General features: G+C 72.2%; 17 protein-coding genes. 12 read left to right on the forward strand and 5 right to left on the reverse strand.

Annotation, left to right across the window (positions count from 1 at the left end):
- Positions 1-101 precede the first annotated feature (101 nt).
- From B7C62_26550 to B7C62_26600, 11 genes are all read left to right on the forward strand, one after another.
- On the forward strand, positions 102-398 hold the full coding sequence (locus B7C62_26550; protein ID ARF75414.1) for an aspartyl/glutamyl-tRNA(Asn/Gln) amidotransferase subunit C: 297 nt from the start codon (positions 102-104) through the stop codon (positions 396-398).
- Positions 399-403: 5 nt separating this feature from the next.
- Entirely contained in the window at positions 404-1,897 is a 1,494-nt protein-coding gene (locus B7C62_26555) for an aspartyl/glutamyl-tRNA amidotransferase subunit A (GenBank protein ARF75415.1), read from the forward strand.
- On the forward strand, positions 1,894-2,136 hold the full coding sequence (locus tag B7C62_26560; GenBank protein ARF75416.1) for a hypothetical protein: 243 nt from the start codon (positions 1,894-1,896) through the stop codon (positions 2,134-2,136). Before B7C62_26555 ends, B7C62_26560 begins: the two co-directional genes overlap by 4 nt.
- A gap of 16 nt (positions 2,137-2,152) precedes the next feature.
- Complete coding sequence (locus tag B7C62_26565) at positions 2,153-3,661, forward strand: aspartyl/glutamyl-tRNA amidotransferase subunit B (GenBank protein ID ARF75417.1); 1,509 nt, start codon at positions 2,153-2,155, stop codon at positions 3,659-3,661.
- A 270-nt stretch (positions 3,662-3,931) separates the two neighbouring features.
- Complete coding sequence (locus tag B7C62_26570; protein ARF75418.1) at positions 3,932-5,149, forward strand: arsenic transporter; 1,218 nt, start codon at positions 3,932-3,934, stop codon at positions 5,147-5,149.
- 124 nt (positions 5,150-5,273) lie between these two features.
- Positions 5,274-7,379, forward strand: coding sequence for a phospholipase C, phosphocholine-specific (locus B7C62_26575; GenBank protein ARF75419.1), 2,106 nt, complete (start codon positions 5,274-5,276; stop codon positions 7,377-7,379).
- A 184-nt stretch (positions 7,380-7,563) separates the two neighbouring features.
- A complete protein-coding gene (locus B7C62_26580; protein ARF75420.1) occupies positions 7,564-9,834 on the forward strand; it encodes a hypothetical protein in 2,271 nt (756 codons plus the stop codon).
- Entirely contained in the window at positions 9,812-10,381 is a 570-nt protein-coding gene (locus B7C62_26585) for a GNAT family N-acetyltransferase (GenBank protein ARF75421.1), read from the forward strand. The genes B7C62_26580 and B7C62_26585 overlap by 23 nt, the downstream gene beginning before the upstream one ends.
- Before the next feature lie 62 nt (positions 10,382-10,443).
- Positions 10,444-11,058 carry a hypothetical protein gene (locus B7C62_26590; GenBank protein ARF75422.1) on the forward strand — a complete coding sequence of 205 codons (615 nt, stop codon included), beginning with the start codon at positions 10,444-10,446 and terminating at the stop codon, positions 11,056-11,058.
- A 232-nt stretch (positions 11,059-11,290) separates the two neighbouring features.
- Complete coding sequence (locus tag B7C62_26595) at positions 11,291-11,485, forward strand: hypothetical protein (protein ID ARF75423.1); 195 nt, start codon at positions 11,291-11,293, stop codon at positions 11,483-11,485.
- A gap of 89 nt (positions 11,486-11,574) precedes the next feature.
- Positions 11,575-14,703, forward strand: coding sequence for a hypothetical protein (locus B7C62_26600; GenBank protein ID ARF77387.1), 3,129 nt, complete (start codon positions 11,575-11,577; stop codon positions 14,701-14,703).
- Positions 14,704-15,160: 457 nt separating this feature from the next.
- Here the strand turns inward: B7C62_26600 and B7C62_26605 are convergent, their stop codons facing one another.
- From B7C62_26605 to B7C62_26625, 5 genes are all read right to left on the reverse strand, one after another.
- A complete protein-coding gene (locus B7C62_26605; protein ARF75424.1) occupies positions 15,161-15,658 on the reverse strand; it encodes a hypothetical protein in 498 nt (165 codons plus the stop codon).
- A gap of 6 nt (positions 15,659-15,664) precedes the next feature.
- Positions 15,665-16,075, reverse strand: a complete 411-nt coding sequence (locus tag B7C62_26610) for a hypothetical protein (GenBank protein ID ARF75425.1) — start codon at positions 16,073-16,075, stop codon at positions 15,665-15,667.
- A 247-nt stretch (positions 16,076-16,322) separates the two neighbouring features.
- Positions 16,323-16,523 carry a hypothetical protein gene (locus B7C62_26615; protein ARF75426.1) on the reverse strand — a complete coding sequence of 67 codons (201 nt, stop codon included), beginning with the start codon at positions 16,521-16,523 and terminating at the stop codon, positions 16,323-16,325.
- Between the two features lie 52 nt (positions 16,524-16,575).
- Complete coding sequence (locus B7C62_26620; GenBank protein ARF75427.1) at positions 16,576-17,823, reverse strand: glucose sorbosone dehydrogenase; 1,248 nt, start codon at positions 17,821-17,823, stop codon at positions 16,576-16,578.
- A gap of 128 nt (positions 17,824-17,951) precedes the next feature.
- Positions 17,952-18,908: an oxidoreductase gene (locus B7C62_26625; protein ARF75428.1), complete on the reverse strand. Its 957-nt coding sequence runs from the start codon at positions 18,906-18,908 to the stop codon at positions 17,952-17,954.
- Between the two features lie 164 nt (positions 18,909-19,072).
- Here B7C62_26625 and B7C62_26630 point away from each other — a divergent pair, with 164 nt between their 5' ends.
- The gene (locus B7C62_26630; protein ARF75429.1) at positions 19,073-20,035 is read left to right on the forward strand and encodes a dihydrofolate reductase; all 963 of its coding nucleotides are present in this window, start codon (positions 19,073-19,075) and stop codon (positions 20,033-20,035) included.
- The last annotated feature ends 394 nt before the right edge of the window (positions 20,036-20,429 follow it).

Raw genomic sequence — 20,429 nt, forward strand, 5'->3', positions numbered from 1 at the left:
TCCGGGCAAAAAGGGTGGGCCGATCGGGGTGGGGTACCCGGCCGCAGGGGACCCCATAGGATTGGGGCCAAAACCACACACCAACCCCTGAGGATCGCTGCATGCCTGGCATCACGCGCGAGGAGGTCGCCCACCTCGCCCGGCTGGCGCGTCTGGAGCTGAAGGGCGAAGAGCTCGATCACTTCGCCGGTCAGCTCGACGACATCATCGGCGCGGTCGCCCGCGTCTCCGAGGTCGCCGACCAAGACGTACCGCCGACCTCCCACCCGCTGCCGCTGACCAACGTCATGCGCGCGGACGAGGTCCGTCCGTCGCTCACCCCCGAGCAGGCGCTCTCCGGCGCCCCGGCCCAGGAGCAGCAGCGTTTCAAGGTGCCGCAGATCCTGGGGGAGGACTAACCGCCATGACGGACATCATCAAGCTCACCGCGGCCGAGATCGCCGCGAAGATCGCCTCCGGCGAACTCACCGCCGTCGAGGTCACCGAGGCGCACCTCGCCCGGATCGAGGCCGTCGACGAGAAGGTCCACGCCTTCCTGCACGTCGACCGCGAGGGCGCGCTCGCCCAGGCCCGTGCCGTGGACGCCAAGCGCGAGGCGGGCGAGAAGCTCGGCCCGCTGGCCGGTGTCCCGCTCGCGCTGAAGGACATCTTCACCACCAAGGACATGCCGACCACCGTCGGTTCCAAGATCCTCGAGGGCTGGGTCCCGCCGTACGACGCCACGCTGACGCAGAAGCTGCGCGCCGCCGACGTCGTCATCCTCGGCAAGACCAACATGGACGAGTTCGCCATGGGGTCCTCCACCGAGAACAGCGCCTACGGCCCCACCGGCAACCCCTGGGACCTCACCCGTATCCCCGGCGGCTCCGGCGGCGGCTCCTCCGCCGCCCTCGCCTCCTACGAGGCCCCGCTCGCCATCGGCACGGACACCGGCGGCTCGATCCGCCAGCCCGCCGCCGTCACCGGCACGGTCGGCGTCAAGCCCACCTACGGCGGCGTCTCCCGCTACGGCATGGTCGCCTTCTCGTCCTCCCTCGACCAGGGCGGGCCCTGCGCCCGTACGGTCCTGGACGCGGCGCTGCTCCACGAGGCCATCGCCGGGCACGACCCGCTGGACTCCACCTCCATCGACGCCCCGGTCCCACCGGTCGTCGAGGCCGCCCGCAACGGCTCCGTCCAGGGCATGCGCGTCGGTGTCGTCAAGCAGTTCCGCGGCGAGGGCTACCAGGCGGGCGTCCTCCAGCGGTTCGACGAGTCGGTCGAGCTGCTGAAGTCGCTCGGCGCCGACATCGTGGAGCTGGACTGCCCGTCCTTCGACCTGGCGCTCTCCGCGTACTACCTGATCGCGCCCTCCGAGTGCTCCTCCAACCTGGCCCGCTTCGACGCCATGCGCTACGGCCTGCGGGTCGGCGACGACGGCACGAAGTCGGCAGAGGAGGTCACCGCGCTCACCCGCGAGGCGGGCTTCGGCGACGAGGTCAAGCGCCGCATCATCCTGGGCACGTACGCGCTGAGCTCCGGCTACTACGACGCGTACTACGGCTCCGCCCAGAAGGTCCGCACCCTCATCACCCAGGACTTCGAGAAGGCATTCGAGCAGGTCGACGTGATCGTCTCCCCGACGACCCCGACCACCGCCTTCCCGATCGGCGAGCGCGCCGACGACCCGATGGCGATGTACCTCGCGGACCTGTGCACCATTCCCACCAACCTGGCCGGCAACTCCGCCATGTCGCTTCCCTGCGGCCTGGCCCCGGAGGACGGCCTGCCGGTCGGACTGCAGATCATCGCCCCCGCCATGAAGGACGACCGGCTCTACAAGGTCGGCGCGGCCGTCGAGGCCGCCTTCGTGGAAAAGTGGGGGCACCCGCTGCTTGAGGAGGCTCCGTCGCTGTGACCGCCATGGCAAAGAAGGCCAGTAACTTCAAGAAGTCCAAGACCGGGCTGTACGTCTCGCTCGGCAGTACCGCGTTCGGCGCGATCAGCATCGCCAAGCAGGCGAAGCTCGCCCGTCAGGACAACGACGTGCTGCGGCTCGTCGACGCGGCGGTCTCCGCGGCCGCCATCGTCACCGGACTCGCGATCCTCTATCGCGAACTGAAGCGTCTCGGCGACGACGACGTTCTGCTGGGCTGAGAGGGAAAGTTTCACCGTGACTGTCACCGACCTGGTGTCGTACGAGGACGCGCTCGCGTCCTACGACCCCGTCATGGGCCTCGAAGTCCATGTCGAACTCGGCACAAAGACGAAGATGTTCTGCGGCTGCTCCACGGAGCTGAAGCAGGGCGCCAACTCCCAGACCTGTCCGGTCTGTCTCGGACTGCCCGGCGCGCTGCCGGTCGTCAACGAGATCGGCGTGGAGTCGGCCATCAAGATCGGTCTCGCGCTGCACTGCGAGATCGCCGAGTGGTGCCGCTTCGCCCGGAAGAACTACTTCTATCCGGACATGCCGAAGAACTTCCAGACCTCCCAGTACGACGAGCCGATCGCCTTCAACGGCTATCTGGACGTCCAGCTGGAGGACGGCGAGATCTTCCGCGTGGAGATCGAGCGCGCCCACATGGAGGAGGACACCGGCAAGTCGACCCACGTCGGCGGCGCCACCGGCCGTATCCACGGCGCGTCCCACTCCCTGCTCGACTACAACCGGGCGGGCATCCCGCTCATCGAGATCGTCACCAAGCCGATCGAGGGAGCGGGCGCGCGTGCCCCCGAGGTCGCCAAGGCGTACGTCGCCGAGCTCCGCGAGCTGATCAAGGCCCTCGGGGTCTCCGAGGCGCGCATGGAGATGGGCCAGATGCGCTGCGACGTCAACCTGTCGCTGCGCCCCAACGGCACCGAGACGTTCGGTACCCGCTCCGAGACGAAGAACGTGAACTCGCTGCGTTCCGTCGAGCGGGCCGCGCGCTTCGAGATCCAGCGCCACGCGGCGGTGCTGTCCTCGGGCGGCACGATTGTGCAGGAGACCCGGCACTTCCACGAGGAGGACGGCTCCACCACGGCCGGCCGCATCAAGGACAACGCCGAGGACTACCGCTACTTCCCCGAGCCGGACCTGGTCCCCGTCGCGCCCGCGCGCGAGTGGGTCGAGGAGCTGCGCAAGGGCCTCCCCGAGCTGCCCCGGGTCCGCCGGGCACGGCTCAAGGAGGAGTGGGGCGTCTCCGAGCACGACATGCAGTCCATCCTCAACGCGGGCGCGGTCGACCTGATCGTCGCCACGACCGAGGCGGGCGCCCCCTCGGACCAGGCCCGCAAGTGGTGGATGGGCGAGCTGGCCCGTAACGCCAACGAGACCGGCCGCGGCCTGGACGAGCTGCCGATCACCCCGGCGCAGGTCGCCCGGGTGGCCGCGCTCGTCGCGGCGGGCGACCTCAACGACAAGCTGGCCCGCCAGGTCATCGAGGGCGTCCTCGCGGGCGAGGGCGACCCGGACACCGTCGTCGAGAAGCGCGGCCTGAAGGTCGTCTCGGACGAGGGCGCGCTGTCCACGGCCGTCGACGAGGCCATCGCGGGCAACGCGGCCATCGCGGACAAGATCCGCGGCGGCAAGGTCGCGGCGGCGGGCGCGCTCGTCGGCGCGGTCATGAAGGCCACCCGGGGCCAGGCGGACGCGGCGCGCGTGCGCGAGCTGATCCTGGAGAAGCTCGGCGTCGAGGGCTGATCACCTGATCGTCCCCGAAGGGGCGGTGCACCACCCGTACGCACGTACGCGGGGGCGCACCGCCCCTTCAGCCGTGCGGGACCCGCTCGCGCCGGGCAGCCGTCCCGCCGCCCCTTCCCGCCTCTGGGAGAGCCCCCGGAACCACCCCGCCGTCCGAGCAACCCACGAGAGCGCCCGCCCCCGGACCATCCCGCCGTCCGCACGGCCCTGAGACCCCACGAGAGCCCCCTGAACACCGTCCCCGCCGAGATCGTCTCCCTCGCCCTCCTCCTGGGCGTGCTCGCCTTCGCCGTCGTCCGCCCACGGGGCCTGCCGGAGGCGACCGTCGCGCTGCCCGCCGCCGGGCTCGTCGTAGGGCTCGGGGCGGTGTCCTGGCCCGAGGCGCGGGAACAGGTGGGGGAGCTGCTGCCCGTCGTCGGGTTCCTCGCCGCGATCCTCGTGCTGGCCCAGCTCTGCGCGGACGAGGGGCTCTTCCGGGCCGCCGGGGACTGGGTCGCCCGTGCCTGCCGGGGGCAGACCCGGCCGCTGCTCGGCGGGGTCTTCGGGGTGGCCGCGCTCGTCACCGCCGTGCTCAGCCTGGACGCCACCGTCGTCCTGCTCACCCCGGTCGTCCTCGCCACCGCCGCCCGGGTCGGCGCGCGGCCGCGCCCGTACGTCTACGCCTGCGCGCACCTCGCCAACTCCGCCTCCCTCCTGCTCCCCGTCTCCAACCTCACCAACCTTCTGGCGTTCACCGCGAGCGGCCTCTCCTTCACCCGGTTCGCCGCGCTGATGGCGCTGCCGTGGCTGGCCGCGATCGCCGTGGAGTACGTCGTGTTCCGGCGCGCGTTCCGGGACGACCTGGCTGCCGGGGCGCACGCGCCGGAGCCCGGGGCGGAGCGCACGCCCGTACCCGTCTTCACGCTCGTCGTGCTGGCGCTGACCCTGGCCGGGTTCGTCGTCACCTCGTTCGCGGGAGCCGAGCCGCTGTGGGCCGCGCTGGCGGGGGCGGCGGTCCTCGCCGTACGGGCGCTGGCCAGGCGGGAGACCACGCCCGCCGCCGTCGTCCGCTCGGCCAACCCGCTGTTCTGCCTCTTCGTCCTCGCCCTCGGCGTCGTCGTGAAGGCGGTCGTCGACAACGGCCTCGGGGACGGGATCGCCGCCCTTCTGCCCGACGGCGACACGCTCCCCGCGCTGCTCGGCGTCGCCGTGGTCGCGGCGCTGCTGGCCAACCTGATCAACAACCTGCCCGCGATCCTCGCGCTGCTCCCGATCGTCGCGGCGGCCGGGCCGGGACCGCTGCTGGCCGCGCTGATCGGGGTGAACATCGGCCCCAACCTCACCTACGTCGGATCGCTCGCCACCCTCCTCTGGCGCCGCATCCTGCACGCCCACGGGGACGCGCCCGAACTCGGCCGTTTCACCCGGCTGGGACTCGCGACCGTACCGGCGACGCTCCTCGCCTCGACCCTGGCGCTGTGGGCGTCGCTGCACCTCATCGGGGTGTAGGGCGCCTCTTGGACTTCTCGTCCGGCCTCTTGGACGTTCACCACCGGGCCGTACGCAGTCCTTCCCGACGCCACCTGACCTCACTAGCTTCCCGGCTGTAACCACCGATACCCGGGAGGCTCTTTTGACCACGGACATGTCACGGCGGCGGCTCTTCGCCCTCGGCGGGGGCGCGCTCGGCGCCGCTGCGGCCGGATCGTTCCTGCCGCCGTCGCTCCAGGCAGCCATCGCCGCGCAGCCCGCCCACGCGGCGGGGTCCGGCGGGCTCGGGGCCATCAAGCACGTGGTGATCCTCATGCAGGAGAACCGTTCCTTCGACCACTACTTCGGCACCCTGCGCGGCGTACGCGGCTTCGGCGACCGCAATGCCATCGAGCTGCCCACCGGGGGCACCGTCTTCGAGCAGCCCGGCGCGTCCGGCGCCGCTGTGCTGCCCTTCCCGGTGCGCGGCGCGGCCGAGGAGCAGAAGAAGGACCTCCAGTACATCGGCGCCCTCGACCACTCCTGGAACGGCGGCGCGAAAGCCTGGGGCGGCGGCTGGATGAACGGCTGGATCAGCGCCAAGACCGCGGCGACGATGGCGTACTACGACCGCCGTGACATCCCGCTCCACTACGAGCTGGCCGACACGTTCACCGTCTGCGACGCGTACCACTCCTCGATCCACACCTCCACCAGCCCCAACCGCAACCACCTCTGGAGCGGGAGGACCGGCTTCGAGGCGAACGGGAAACGGGCCGTCGGCAACGACGCGTACAACGAGGGCAGCCATCCCGGCTACGACTGGTCCACCTACGCCGAGCGGCTGGAGCAGGCGGGGCGGAGCTGGCGGACGTACACGGAGTGGGAGAACTTCACCGACAACCAGATCGAGTTCTACGCCACCTTCAAGGCCATCGCCCGCAAGGCCCTGGCCAGGACCGGCGGCCACACCTACATGGAAGCCTTCTACGCCAAGGTGCGCGGCGCGTCCGAGGCCGAGCGCGCCAGGCTGCTCGGGCTGCTGGAGGAGGGCGTCGCCACGCTCACCCGGCACGAGCGGAGCCTGTTCGAGCGGGGGCTGCGCCGGGTCCCGACCGGGACCCTCGCCGACGCGTTCGCCAGGGACGTGGCCGCCGGGACGCTGCCCGAGGTCTCCTACCTGGTGCCCTCGGCGATCGACTCCGAGCACCCGAGCACCTCCTCGCCCGTGCACAGCGCCACCATCGTCTACAAGATCCTGGACGCGCTGGGGAAGCATCCGGACGTCTGGCGGCACACCGCCGTACTGATCAACTACGACGAGAACGACGGCTTCTTCGACCATGTCCCGCCGCCCGTCGCCCCGCCCGAGGTGACCGACGAGCAGTGGGAGGGCCGCCCGACCGGCCTCGGCATCCGAGTGCCGCTGCTCGTCGTCTCGCCGTGGACCGTCGGCGGGTACGTCTGCTCCGAGGTCTTCGACCACACCTCGGTCATCCGCTTCCTGGAGCGCTGGACCGGGGTGAAGGAGCCCAACATCAGCGACTGGCGCCGGCGCGTGACCGGCGACCTCACCTCCGCCTTCGACTTCACCCGGACCCGGCGGCAGCCCGCCGTCCAGGCGCCCGGGGAGATCCCGCCGTTCGGCGGACGCTGGCAGCCCAGGCCCCCCGCCGACCAGCGCCTCCCCGTCCAGGAGCCCGGCGTACGCCCGGCGCGCCCGCTGCCGTATCAGCCGGACGCGCAGGTCAGGCGGGTGGGCGGCGCACTGCGAGTGGAGCTGGGGAACACCGGCCGGTCCTCGGCGCACTTCACGCTCTACCCGTACGCCGGTGAGTTCGCCGCCCCGCTCCACCAGGACGTCCGGGGCGCCGGGCACTGGACCGTACCGCTGACCGGGGACACGTACCGCTTCACCGTCACCGGGCCGAACGGCTTCCGGCGCGAGTTCGCCGGACCGGCCGCCGGGAGCGCCGAGGTCACCACCCGGACCGACGCCCGCGACCGCGACCTCCACCTCACCCTGCGCAACACCGGCCGCCGCCCCCTGACCTTCCTCGTCCGGCCGCTCGGCTACGCCGACGAGGACGACCTGCGCGACTGGACCCGCCGCGTCACCGTCAAGCCGGGCCGCCACCGTACGGTCGTGCACTCGGCGGCCGACGCCCACGGCTGGTACGACCTCGCCGTCACGGCCGACGGGGAGGACGGCTTCCGGCGGCGGCTCATGGGGCACATCGAGAACGGCCGGGCGAGCGTCTCCGGCTGAGTCCTATCGAGGATGGCCTGATCTGCACCATGTAGGGAGCAGATCAGGCCCTGTGAGCATGGCCACGAAAGGGACAAAGGATCACTTTCTGCTGAGAGAGTGGCGGTCTCAGGTCATGCGACGTTTGCGGGCAGATCACGTTATCTGCGGGTAAAGGTCCACGAACCCGCAGGGAGCTCGTCCGTTGGCTGCCATCGCCCGCTGGTGCGTCAAGCACCGTCTTCTCGCCATCCTCATCTGGCTCGCCGCCCTCGGCGGTACGGCCGCCGCGGCGGGGTTCGCGGGCTCCGCGTACTCCAACGACTACGAGGTGCCCGGCACCGAGTCCGGCCGGGCCACCGAGCTGCTCTCGCGCGGCTTCTCCGACCTCGGCGGCGACACCGACACCGTCGTCTGGCACACCACCGGCTCCACGGTCCGGGCCGCCGACGTCGAACAGACGATGACCCGCACCCTCCACGCGATCGATGCCCTCCCCGGCGTCGGCGCGGTCACCGGCCCGTACGGCGCCGAAGGGGCCGCGCAGATCAGCGAGGACGGCCGCACCGCCTACGCCACGGTCACCTTCGACCGCCCCGCCGACGAGATCCCCGTCTCCCAGGCGCAGGCCCTCGTGGACACCGCGAAGGAAGCCGAGAGCGACGGGCTCCAGGTCGAGCTGGGCGGCACCGCCATCGCCCTCACCGAGGCCCCCTCCGCCCATATCGCCGAAGTGGTCGGCGTCGCCGTCGCGGCCGTGGTCCTCTTCCTGGCCTTCGGCTCGCTCGCCGCCAGCCTGCTGCCGATCGCCACCGCCCTGGTCTCCGTGGGCACCGCCTACGCAGGCATCGTCCTGCTCGGCCATGTGATGACCGTGGCGGACTTCGCCCCGATGCTCGGCATGCTCATCGGGCTCGGCGTCGGCATCGACTACGCCCTCTTCATCGTCACCCGGCACCGCAGAGGGCTCCGGCGCGGCATGGCGGTCGACGAAGCGGCCCGGAACGCCGTCACCACCACCGGCCGCGCGGTCGTCTTCGCCGGGGCCACCGTCTGTATCGCCCTGCTCGGCATGCTGATCCTGCGGCTCAGCTTCCTCAATGGCGTCGCCATCGCCGCCTCGCTCACCGTCGTCCTGACCGTGGCCGCCTCCGTCACCCTGCTGCCCGCCCTGCTCTCCCTCATCGGGATGCGCGCCCTCAGCCGCCGTGAACGCCGCCGGCTCGCCGAGCACGGACCGCAGCCCGAGCTCCCCACCGGCTTCGCCGCCCGCTGGTCCGCCTTCGTCGAGCGCCACCCCAAGCTGCTCGGCGGGATCGCGACCGTCGTCATGGTCGTCCTCGCCCTGCCCGCCCTCGGCCTCCACCTCGGCACCTCCGACCAGGGCAACAACCCGGCCACCGCCACCACCCGGCAGGCGTACGACCTGATCGCGGACGGCTTCGGGCCCGGCGTCAACGGCCCCCTCACCATCGCCGCCCAGCTCGACGGGGCGGACGACCGGCTCGCCCTGGACGCGCTGCCCGAGAAGCTCCGTACGACCGAGGGCGTCGCCTCGGTCAGCCCCGTCACGTACAACGGCGGCGGCGACACCGCCTTCCTCACCGTCGTCCCCGACTCCGCGCCCCAGTCGCAGGAGACCAGCGAGCTGGTCGACCGCATCCGGGACGACGTGCTGCCACCGGTCCAGGAGACGACCTCGCTGGAGGCGTACGTCGGCGGAGTGACCGCGAGCTACGACGACTTCGCCGAGATCATCGTCGGCAAGCTGCCCCTCTTCGTCGGGGTCGTCATCGGCCTCGGCTGCCTCCTCCTGCTCCTCGCCTTCCGCTCCATCGGCATCCCCGTCAAGGCCGCGATCATGAACGTGGCCGCCGTCGCCTCCTCCTTCGGCGTCGTCGTCGCCGTCTTCCAGTGGGGCTGGGGGAGCGAGCTGCTCGGCCTCGGCAGCGCCGGGCCCATCGAACCCTTCCTCCCCGTGATCATGGTCTCGGTCCTCTTCGGGCTCTCCATGGACTATCAGGTCTTCCTGGTCGGCCGGATGTACGAGGAGTGGCTGGAGACCGGCGACAACCGGCGCGCGGTCCGGGTCGGCCTCGCCGAGACCAGCCGGGTGATCAACTCCGCCGCCGTGATCATGATCTCCGTCTTCCTCGCCTTCGTGCTCAGCGGGGACCGGGTGATCGCCATGTTCGGCATCGCGCTCGCCACCGCCGTCGCCCTGGACGCCTTCGTCCTGCGCACCCTCCTGGTCCCCGCACTCATGCACATGCTCGGCGGCGCCAACTGGTGGCTGCCGGGCTGGCTGGACCGCCGGCTGCCCCGGATCAGCATCGAGCCGCCGGACTCCGAGGTGGACCATGCGATGATCCCGGGGGCGCGCGTCACGGAAGAGGGCATCGGGGAAGAGGCCGTCGGGGAAGAGGGCGTCGCGTCGGCAAAGGAGGAGCACGATGTTCGCCCTGTCCCTCGGTGACGACCTGAGCGAGCACCGGGCGGAGCTGCGCCCGCTGGAGATCTGGCACGCCGAGGAGTTCCTCGCCCACATGGACCGGGCCCGCGACCTGGTGGACCCGTGGGTTCCGTTCGCCTCCTACGCCACCGACCTGGACTCGGCCCGCGCCCTGCTCCAGCGGTACGCGGAGAAGCAGGCGACGGACACCGGACGCCTCTGCGGCATCTGGCTGGAGGGCACCCTCGTCGGCGGTGTCCTGTTCCAGACCTTCGACGCGCGGTCGGGCAACTGTGAGCTCGGCGTCTGGCTGGAGCCCGCCGCCCAGGGCCGGGGCCTGATCACCCGCGCCGCCGAGCGCCTGATCGACTGGGCGGTGTACGAGCGCGGGATGCACCGCGTCGAGTGGGACGCCTCCGCCGCCAACACCCGCTCGATCGCGGTCGCCCAGCGGCTGGGCATGACCCGGGACGGGGTGATCCGCCAGAACTACCTCTACCAGGGCGTCCGCCACGACTCGGAGATCTGGTCCGTCCTCGCCCCGGAGTGGCGGGCCCGCACCGGCCGCTGACCCCCGGGCACTCACCACGCGCGTTAAGAGGGCTCTCATCCGGGGCCCCTAGCGTGCGGCACATGAACACCAACCCCTCCAAGACGCCCACGCCCGCCGCCGACCCCGAGGCCGACAACCCCGCCGACGCCGTTACGGAGGACACCACCGGTACGCCGTCGGAGGCCGCGCCCGCAGCCGCCGCCCCCGAGGACCACGTACCGGAGGACGACGGGACCGAGGACGCCGAGCACGACGACCTGGAGCCCGGCCCCTTCACCGAGGCCCGCCACGGCGTCGGCGCGGGCGCGGCGGCCGTCGTCTCCACCGCCCTCGGCGTCGTCGCCCTCACCGGCGCCTGGTCCGGCCGGGTCGCCGCCGAGCGCGAGACCCTGATCGGCCAGCTCCAGACCTCCGGCGGCTCCAGCGCGGCCCAGCAGATCTCCGCGATCTACGGGGACGCCTGGCACGCCACCGCCCTGGTCAACGGGGTCTTCGCCGCACTGGCTCTGCTCGTCGGCGCCCTCGTCCTGGTCCGCCCCGCCTTCGGCACCCCCGCCACGAGGCCGCGGCCCGCCTGGGTCCGGGCCGTCGCGCTGGCCGGTACCGCCCTCGGCACCCTCGGTGTGCTGATCTCCGTGGGCATGTACTTCGACCTGTTCCTCGCCCTGCCCGTCGCGGGCGCACCCGCAGGCTGACGCGCCCCCTTGCACCGCCCTACGCCGTCCTACGTCCCCGAGGCGCCCCCAGGCAGGGCGAGTAAGGCATACGGCACCCGCGCCTAAGGCCCCCGGCCCCGTACAGATGTGGCACTCGCCCGATGCGGCGGCACCCCCTGGCCCACGAGAGTGGAGGCACAGCGGAGACAGCGCCCCGGCCGACCGGCCGACCGGCCTCCCCGCCGCTGTGACCGTCACCAGGGAGCACCGTATGTACGAGTACGAGCTGTACCGGAACACCTCCGCCGAGCTCATCCGCCGGGCCGACGCCGAGCGCGAGGCCCGCCGGGCCGGGCTCGCCCGCCGGGCCGCCCGCCGCCGTTCCGGGCGCCAGGACCCAGAAGGGCGGGTGAGCGGCGGCCGGGGCGGGCCCGCCCGCTTCCTCCGCCTCGTCCGCCCCGCCTGACGGTGGCGGCCGACATCACCACCGCCCCGGCCACCCCTTCGGCCGGGGCGGTCCCGGTGGCCCCGGGGGTCCCGGGAGGCTCTGAGACCATGATCACCACGGCGGAAACCGGTGCCGCCCGGGCGGGCCGGTATGCGATGCTCCAGACCGTGGAGACCAGGTCAGTGAGCCCCCGCTTCGTCGGACGCGCCGAAGAGCTCGGCGTCCTCACCGAAACGCTCGCCCGTGCCGCCGCGGGAGAACCGCAGGCGCTGCTGATCGGCGGTGAGGCGGGCGTCGGCAAGACCCGTCTGGTGGAGGAGTTCCTCGGCCGGGCGGCCCGGCGCGATGCCGTGGGGGCCGTCGGCGGCTGTGTGGAGATCGGCGCCGAAGGGCTCCCGTACGCTCCCTTCCCCGCCGCCCTGCGCGCCCTGCGCACCACCCTCCCCGAGGAGATGGCCGCCGCCTGCGCCGGACAGGAGGGCCAGTTGGCCCGGCTCCTGCCCGAGCTGGGGGAGGCGCACCGGGACGAGACCGACGAGCACAGCACCACCCGCCTCTTCGAGCTCACCGTCCGGCTGCTGGAGCGGGTCTCCGCGGACCGCCCGGTCGTCCTCGTCCTGGAGGACCTGCACTGGGCGGACGCCTCCACCCGGCACCTCCTCTCCTACCTCTTCCGCACCCTGCGCAGCGGCCGCCTCCTGGTCATCGGCACCTACCGCTCCGACGACATCCACCGCCGCCACCCCCTGCGCCCGCTCCTCGCCGAGCTGGACCGGCTGCGCACCGTCACCCGTATCGAACTCGGCCGGTTCAGCCACGCCGAGGTCCGCCGCCAGCTCACCTCCATCCTCGCCATGGAGCCCGGGACCGTCGTGGTCGACGAGATCTTCGACCGCTCCGACGGCAACGCCTTCTTCGTCGAGGAGCTGGCCTGCTGCCTGGGGGACACCGGTGGCAGCTCCTGCCTCCCCGAGTCCCTGCGCGATCTCCTGCTCGTCCGGGTCGAGGCGCTTCCCGAGCACGCCCAGCGGGTCACCCGGGTCGTCGCCGAGGGCGGCTCCCACGTCGAGCACGAACTGCTGGCCGCCGTCGCCGGGCTCGGCGAGGACGACCTCGACGAGGCGCTGCGCGCGGCCGTCGACGCCCACCTGCTGCGGCCCGCCCCCGACAGCGACGGCTACCGCTTCCGGCACTCCCTGGTCCGCGAGGCCGTCAGCGACGACCTGCTCCCGGGCGAGCGCACCCGCGTCAACCGCCGGTACGCCGAAGCCCTGGAGGCCGACCCCTCCCTGGTCCGGGACGACGAGCGCGCCACCCGCCTCGCCAGCTACTGGTACGCCGCCCACGACCCGGCCAAGGCGCTGCCCGCCGTGCTGCACGCCTCCGTGGAGGCCCGGCTCCGCTACGCCTACTCCGAGCAACTGCGGCTCCTGGAAAGGGCGATGGAGCTGTGGGACGACGTGCCCGATGCGGTACGCGACACCCTGCGCCCCTTCGACTTCGCGGAGGTCTACCCGGCCTCGGGCGCCGACCCGGCGAACACCCCGCTGCGCCTTCTGGACGTGCTGGCCGAGGCCACCGTCGCCGCCCGCTTCAGCGGGGACCTCCAACGCTCCCTGGCCATCTCCAGGAAGGCCCTGCGGACCCTGGAGGCCGAGGGCGACCCGCTGCGCGCCGCCTGGTTCTGGGTCCAGCGCTCGCGGCTCATGCAGGGGCTCGACCGGGGCGACGGATGGGAGGAGCTGGCCACCGCGCAGGAGCTGGTGCGCGGACTGCCGCCGTCCGCCGTGCACGCCGACGTCCTCACCCAGGTGGCGGGCTGGCGGGCGCTGCACGAGCCGGGCCCGCAGGCGCTCGCCGACAGCGACCGGGCGGTGGAGTACGCCCGGCTGGTCGGTGACGAGTACATCGAGCTGAACGCCCGCCTCACCCGGGGCTGGCTCGTCGCCGACGCGGGCGGCGTCGAGGACGGGCTCGCGGAGATGTACGCGGTCCGGGACCGCGCCGACGAACTCGAAGTCATCCACCTCGCCTGCCGGGCGAGCATCAACCTGCCCTCCTCCCTCGAAGCGATGGGCCGCTCACTGGAGGCGGTGGCCGCCGCCGACCACGGCATCGAGCTCTGCCACACCCACGGCCTGGCCGACCCCGGCGCCTGGGTGTACTCCAACCAGGCCCAGTCCTACTTCTCGCTCGGCCTCTGGGAGCAGAGCGAGGCCGCCGTGGCCTGCGCGGAGCGGCTGGCCCTCGCGCCCAAGACCCGGGCCCTGGCCGCGGTGCACCGCGCCGAACTGGCCGTGGCCCGCGGGGAGCAGGCCGAGGCGGAGGAGCAACTCGCGATCGCCCTCAGGAACTTCGGGCTGCGCGACCCGCAGCCCCAGCACCAGATCACCCCCGTCCGGCACGCCATGCTGCTGGCGGCGGCCCGGGGCCGGACCGCCGAGGCGCGGCAGGCGTTCGAGGAGCTGGCCCGCCGCGGTTTCCCGCCCGGCACCCAGCGGTACGCGCTGCCGCTGCTCCAGGCCGCCGCCGCGATCGAGGCCGACGCGCGCGGGCTGCCCGCCACCGAGCCGGGGCGGCCCGCGATGCTGGCCCTGATCCGGCGGCACGCCAAGGGGCTGCCACTGCTCGTCCCCGTCTGGGCCGCCCACGGACTGGCGATCGACGCCGAACTGGCCCGCGCGGAGGGCGTCGACACCCCGGACCACTGGGCGCGCGCGGCGGCCGCCTTCGCCCCGCTGTCCCGCCCGTACGAACTGGCGCGGATGCGTCTCCGCTGGGCCGAGTCCCTGCTCGTCGCGCCGGGGGACCGGTCTGCCGCGACGGCCCTGCTGCGCGAGGCCCATACGGCGGCCGTCCGGCTCGGCGCCCGCCCCCTGGCCGAGGCGGCCGAACAGCTGGCGGCGCGGGCCCGGATCGGCCTGGCGGCGGCCGGTCCCGGTGAGGAGATCCACCCGGCGGTCCTGGTCGCCCCCGCCGGGCCCCCGTCCCGCCCGGCGGAGGAGACGGAGCCCGCGATCGCCGCCGCCGAGTCCTTCGGGCTGACCCCGCGCGAACAGGAGGTGCACCGGCTGGTCGCCGCCGGGCACACCAACCGGAGGATCGCCGAGGAGCTGTTCATCGCACCGAAGACCGCGAGCGTGCACGTCTCCAACATCCTGGCCAAGCTCGGGGTCGCCACCCGGGGCGAGGCGGCGGCCCTCGCCCACCGCCTGCGCCTCTACCCGTCCCCGTAACCTCCGGGCCACAGCAGCCCCCGGACATCAGCGCCTCCGTCGGCACAGCTTGCCCCCCGGTCCCGGCGGTTCCAGAAGTCATTGGAGGACTTCTGCTGCTTCTCGGAGCTTTCGCCGCCATCTGCGCTGTCAGCGGGCAGGCCAAGGCGTAGGTGAATGCGTGCGCCAACACCTCGAACGCCTAAGCCACTTGGGCGAAGGCTTTTGGCTCCACTCCGAAGTGTCGCTCGTTGTTCTGTGTCAGGCCAACGCCCATAGCTGCCGTACCGGGAAATTTCCGGGCCCTTGGGGTGGAAGGCCGGATACATTGTGCGGGCCCCGGGTGCTCGCAAGCTTGGGGTCACGGACCGGCTGCCACACTGGCGAGTCCTGGCCCCAGCCAGGCCGTCGCGAGACGGGGTGAGAGCCGGTTCCCTTCTCGGCCCCGCCCGCGATTCTCCCTGGCGCGTGTGCGCCATCACGGAGAGAGATGGGGGGCGAACAGATAGAGTGCCACGCCGCCGATCACCAACATGAGTCGAGGCAGGACATCGTGCAGGAGCACGGGGGCACCACTCGTGAGCAAGGGATTGTCCTGGGACTCCAGACGGTGCCTGGCCCAGAAGAACAAGGCATCGCCGAGCCATCCGAGAGCCGCTGCCAGGACGAGCCAGTGCAGATTCCCACGCAGTAAGTAGGCCACGAGACCGATTTCCCGCATCACCAGGATACTGATGGCTGTTCCAGCGAATTCGGCGGCGACGAAGGCTTTCCAGATCCAGAGAAGCAGATCCCTTTTCATCTGCCAGTACGTGGCCTGGGCGATGAGTTCGCGGTCACGGAGCAGGTCGTGGGCGGAGGGAGCCAGCCCCTGCCCGATGAAGTTGTTGACCTGGCTTCCCGCGACCTGAACAGGGCCGATGATGGTGCTGTCGCGCACACTGTTGGACTCGTGCCGGTCGTTCAACGCCTCCACCTCCGACTAGAGCGAATTGTGCTGAACGCCCGAGCCCAACACGGGGCCGATGATGGTGTTGTTGACCAGGGAGACGCTGGCCGAACGCCCGTCAGGTTCCGTCTCCGGCGCGTGGCGCACGGAAGAGAGCAACTCCGCGACAGCCACAGGATCGGCATCGATCAGGCTGCGCACGTAGCCCCTCAGTTCACGTGCGAGCACACGCTGCTTCCTCGCATCTCCCCGCGCAATCGCGCCGGACAGTTCATGGCGGAGTCGATCGAAGTCCTCGATGTCCGGCAACTGCACCGACGATCGCCCGCCTCTGAGCAGCGCCGCAACCCTCGGACGCACGACGCACTCGTACATGTCCGTCAGCAACAGCCCGCTCAGCGCTGCGACGCCTCCGTCCACCAGCCCGGCCACTTCGCCGTCCATACGTCTCCCTCCACTCCAATGATTGAGTCCAATGATTGAGTACCGAGCGTACGGAAGAGCTCACTAGCTGTCAGATATTCGCAGCTCGTGATACCCGAACAGGTGACGAAGGCGCCGCCGCTGATGCACTTCTCCCGCTCTGGCCGCAGGATGGCCCCTGGTATCTCGGCGACCGCCTCCACCGGAAGCGCTTCGAGTTGATCACTCCAGCGGCGCTTTCCGCATCTGCGGGGGACCTGCCTCGCCCTCACGGTCCCCGGCCAGGTCCCGCCCCCGGCGCCGTCCCCGCCCCGGGCGCGCGGACGGTCACCTTGCCGGAGGTCAGGTCTATCGGCCCGTGGCCCGGGTCACCGGCGGTGACGTCCACCCGGCTCAGCTCCAGCCGCTTCCGCTCGTCGGTCGCGTGCTTGCGCCCCGGGGCGAAGAGCTCCTCGAAGAAGTTGAACACGGTCGTGCTCCCTCCGACATACCGCGCGGACGGTGCGGTCCGGGGTGTCCGGCTACTCCACTTCGACCAGCAGGACCCGGTCGTCCCCCGGCTTCGGCTCTCCCCGGCCGTCCGTATTGCTGGTGACCAGCCAGAGCCGGTCGCCGCCCGCGCTCACCACCGTACGCAGCCGGCCGTGCTCCTCCTCCAGGAACGCCTGGGGGTCGGCCAGAGGTTCCCGGTCCGCGTCGCCGGAGAGCGGAACGCGCCAGAGCCGTTCGCCGCGCAGCCCCGCCATCCAGATCGAGCCCCCGGCATACGCGATACCGCTGGGCGACGCCTCGGAGGTCTGCCACTGCGCCACCGGGTCGATGAACCCGTCCTCGCCCTCCTTGCCCTCCGCCTCGGGCCACCCGTAGTTGCCGCCGGGCTCGATCAGGTTCAGCTCGTCCCAGGTGTTCTGGCCGAACTCGGCCGCCCACAGCCGCTTCCGGTCGTCCCAGGCCAGCCCCTGCACATTGCGGTGCCCGTACGAATACACCACCGAGTCCGCCTCCGGGTTGCCGTGCACCGGCTCCCCGTCCGGGGTCATCCGCAGGATCTTGCCCGCCAGCGACTCCTTGTCCTGCGCCAGCCCGGTGTCCCCGATCTCGCCCGTGCCCGCGTACAGCATCTTGTCCGGGCCGAACGCGATCCGGCCGCCGTTGTGGATGTTCCCCTTGGGGATACCGCGCAGGACGGTGTCCGGGGCGCCCAGCTGCTGCCCCTCCGGGCGCTTCTCGTCGTAGCTCATCCGGACGATCCGGTTGTCGGACGTGGTGGTGAAGTAGGCGTACACCCACCCGTCGGCGGCGAACGTCGAGGGGACCGCGAGCCCCAGCAGACCGCCCTCGCCCGCCGGGGAGACCCCGGGCACCGAGCCCAGCAGTGTCTGCTTCCCGCTCTCGCCGTCGATCCGGTGGACCGTCCCCTCGTCGCGCGAGGCGACCAGCAGATCACCGCCGGGCAGCGCGGCCAGCCCCCACGGCGACTTCAGCCCCTCGGCCAGCGTCGAGACGACCTTCACCGAGCCCTTGGCGGGCGGCAGATCGGCCGATGCGCCGGGGGAGGGGGAGCCGGAGCCCTGCGGGGCGGTCGGTGAGGCGGTGCCCGTACCGGAGGGGGAGCCCTCCGTCCCGCCCGGGGAACACGCGGCGGACAGGAGCAGCGAGGCCGTCGCCAGCGCGGCCACCACCCCCCTGCGCACCGCGGCGGACCGAACGGCTCCGCACCTCCTGCGCACCTCGGGGGACTGAACAGCTCCGAACACAGCACCGCGCACTGGACCGATCCTTTCGACGGCTGCCTGAACTCTGCCCGTACCACCTGCTACCTGTTCCTACCTCACGGCGGCGCCCGGAGTTCCCGGTCCGGCCCATTCTCCCGCCGCCACCCGCCGGGCGCGCGGCCTCAGTCCCAGGACCCGCGTGCCCGGGGCAGCGCGGCGATCTCCGCCAGGTCCGCCGCGTCGAGCTCCACCTCGGCGGCGCGCGCGTTCTCCACCGCCCAGCGCTCCCGCTTCGTCCCCGGCACCGCCACCACGTGCGGCCCCTGCCGCAGCACCCATGCCAGCGCCACCTGCGCCACGCTCGCCCCGCGCCGCTCCGCGATCCGCCGCAGACCGGCCACCACCGGCTGGTTCGCCGCCATCATCTCGGCCGTGAACCGGGGGTGCCGGGCCCGCAGGTCCTCGGGCTCGAACCCCTGCCCCGGCTTCAGCGTTCCGGTCAGATAGCCGCTGCCCAGGGGCATCGCGGCGAGCACCCCCACCCCGCGCGCCGCGCACCAGGGCAGCAGCTCCTCCAGGGCCTCCGGCGACCACACCGACAGCTCCGCCTCCACCGCGCTGACCGGGAAGACCTGCTGGACCCGCTCCAGCTGCCGGATCGTTCCCGCATGCGGCCCGGCCCCGGACCGGCGCGGGGCGCGCGCCCCCACCGCGCAGAGCCCCAGCGAACGCACCTTGCCCGCCGTCACCAGCTCCGCCATCGCACCCCAGGTCTCCTCCACCGGCACCTCGGGGTCGGCCCGGTGCAGCTGGTAGAGGTCGATCACATCGGTCTGGAGCCGCCGCAGCGAGGCGTCGCAGGCCCGTCGTACGTACCCGGGGCGGCCGTTGGAGACGATGTGCTGATCACCCACCAGCAGCCCGCACTTGGTGGAGAGGAACGCCTCGGAGCGCCGCCCCTTCAGCGCCCGCCCCACCAGCAGCTCATTGGTGAACGGCCCGTACATGTCCGCCGTGTCGAGCAGCCGGACACCCGCATCGAGCGCCGCGTGCACCGTACGCAGCGAACGGTCACCGAGCTGCTGCGATGCGCTGTAGCCCCAGCTCATCGGCATACAGCCCAGGCCGACCGCGCCCACGGCGAGCCCCGCCGCCCCGATAGTCCTGCGCTCCAACTCCCCTGGCCTTTCCTCGTTCCCGCGGTCACGGGGCCGCACCGCCCCCCAAACTAACCTCTGCCCGGGCCACGTCCGCGATCAGCCGTCCTGGAGCGCTCGCACACCCGTCGCATAGCCTCCTGACCATGACTGCGACGACTGCCGGCGCGACGAACGCCGATGTGTGGCTGCCCTTTGCGGCCGACGAGATCGACGGGCTTCCCGAGGGCCTTGACTACCTCTTCTGGGACGGCGGCCCGGAGTTCCCGGGCGACCCCGCGCACTGCGTGTACTACGTCGTTCCGTACATGAAGGGTTCCGAGATCGCCGTACGGCCGATGGCGGCCATGAGCGCCGTCCAGGTGGTGCAGACGCTCTCGGCGGGCATCGACCACGTGGAGCCGGGGCTCGGGCTGCTGCCCGCCGGTGTACGCCTGTGCAACGCCAAGGGGGTGCACGAGGCGTCCACCGCCGAGCTGGCGCTCGCCCTGATCCTGGCCTCCCTGCGCGGGTTCCCCGGCTTCGTGCACGGCCAGGACAAGGAGGAGTGGCGCTCCGGGTTCTACCCGGCGCTCGCCGACAAGTCCGTGCTCATCGTGGGGTACGGCTCCATCGGCTCGGCCATCGAGGACCGGCTCGCGGCCTTCGAGTGCGCGCGGGTGGTGCGCGTCGCGCGCTCCGCCCGGACCACCGAGCGCGGCCCCGTACACACGCTCGACGATCTGCCCGCCCTGCTGCCCGAGGCCGACGTGGTCGTCCTCTCCACCCCGCTGAACGCCTCCACGCAGGGGCTGGTGGGCGCGGAGTTCCTCGCCGCGATGCCGGACGGCGCCCTCCTCGTCAACGTCGCCCGGGGCGGGGTGGTGGACACCAAGGCCCTGCTGGCCGAACTGGAATCCGGACGGCTGCGGGCGGCACTCGACGTCACCGACCCGGAACCGCTGCCCTCCGGCCATCCTCTCTGGCATGCTCCGAATGTCTTGATCACGCCTCATGTGGGCGGCAGCACCTCGGCGTTCGAGCCGCGCGCCAAGCGGCTGATCGCCTCGCAGCTCACCCGCTTCGTCGCGGGGGAGCCGGTGGTGAACGTCGTCAGCACCACCGGCTGAGGGGCCCGGGACCGCCGGGTGAGGAGTTCCGGCGGTCGCGCAGGGGCATGATCCGCATGCGCTTAGCGCCGCCCACCTCGTATTTCGTCACGGAGCGTAGAGAAGCTATGGCCCTGAGTGACGAACCTGGTGTATCGTCCGCACCGGGGTGCTGCGCCGTGGAAGGGGCGGCGCGGGGGGAGCATCGGAACGCGAGGGGGCGACGGGCGATGTGCTGGCCATGGAGAGACGATCCGAGTCGGCGGGACGGAGTGCGGCGGTCATCGGCGCTGCCCGGGTGCGGCGCCCTCCGGTGGCCGGAATTCCACCCGGGGCGACGGCCGGGACCCGTCCGGGCACCGGCAGTTGCCCCGGCGCGCGGCGGACGGCGGCGGACGGCACGGACCGGCCGGCC

This window comes from Kitasatospora albolonga, assembly GCA_002082585.1.
Classification (GTDB): Bacteria; Actinomycetota; Actinomycetes; order Streptomycetales; family Streptomycetaceae; genus Streptomyces; species Streptomyces stephensoniae.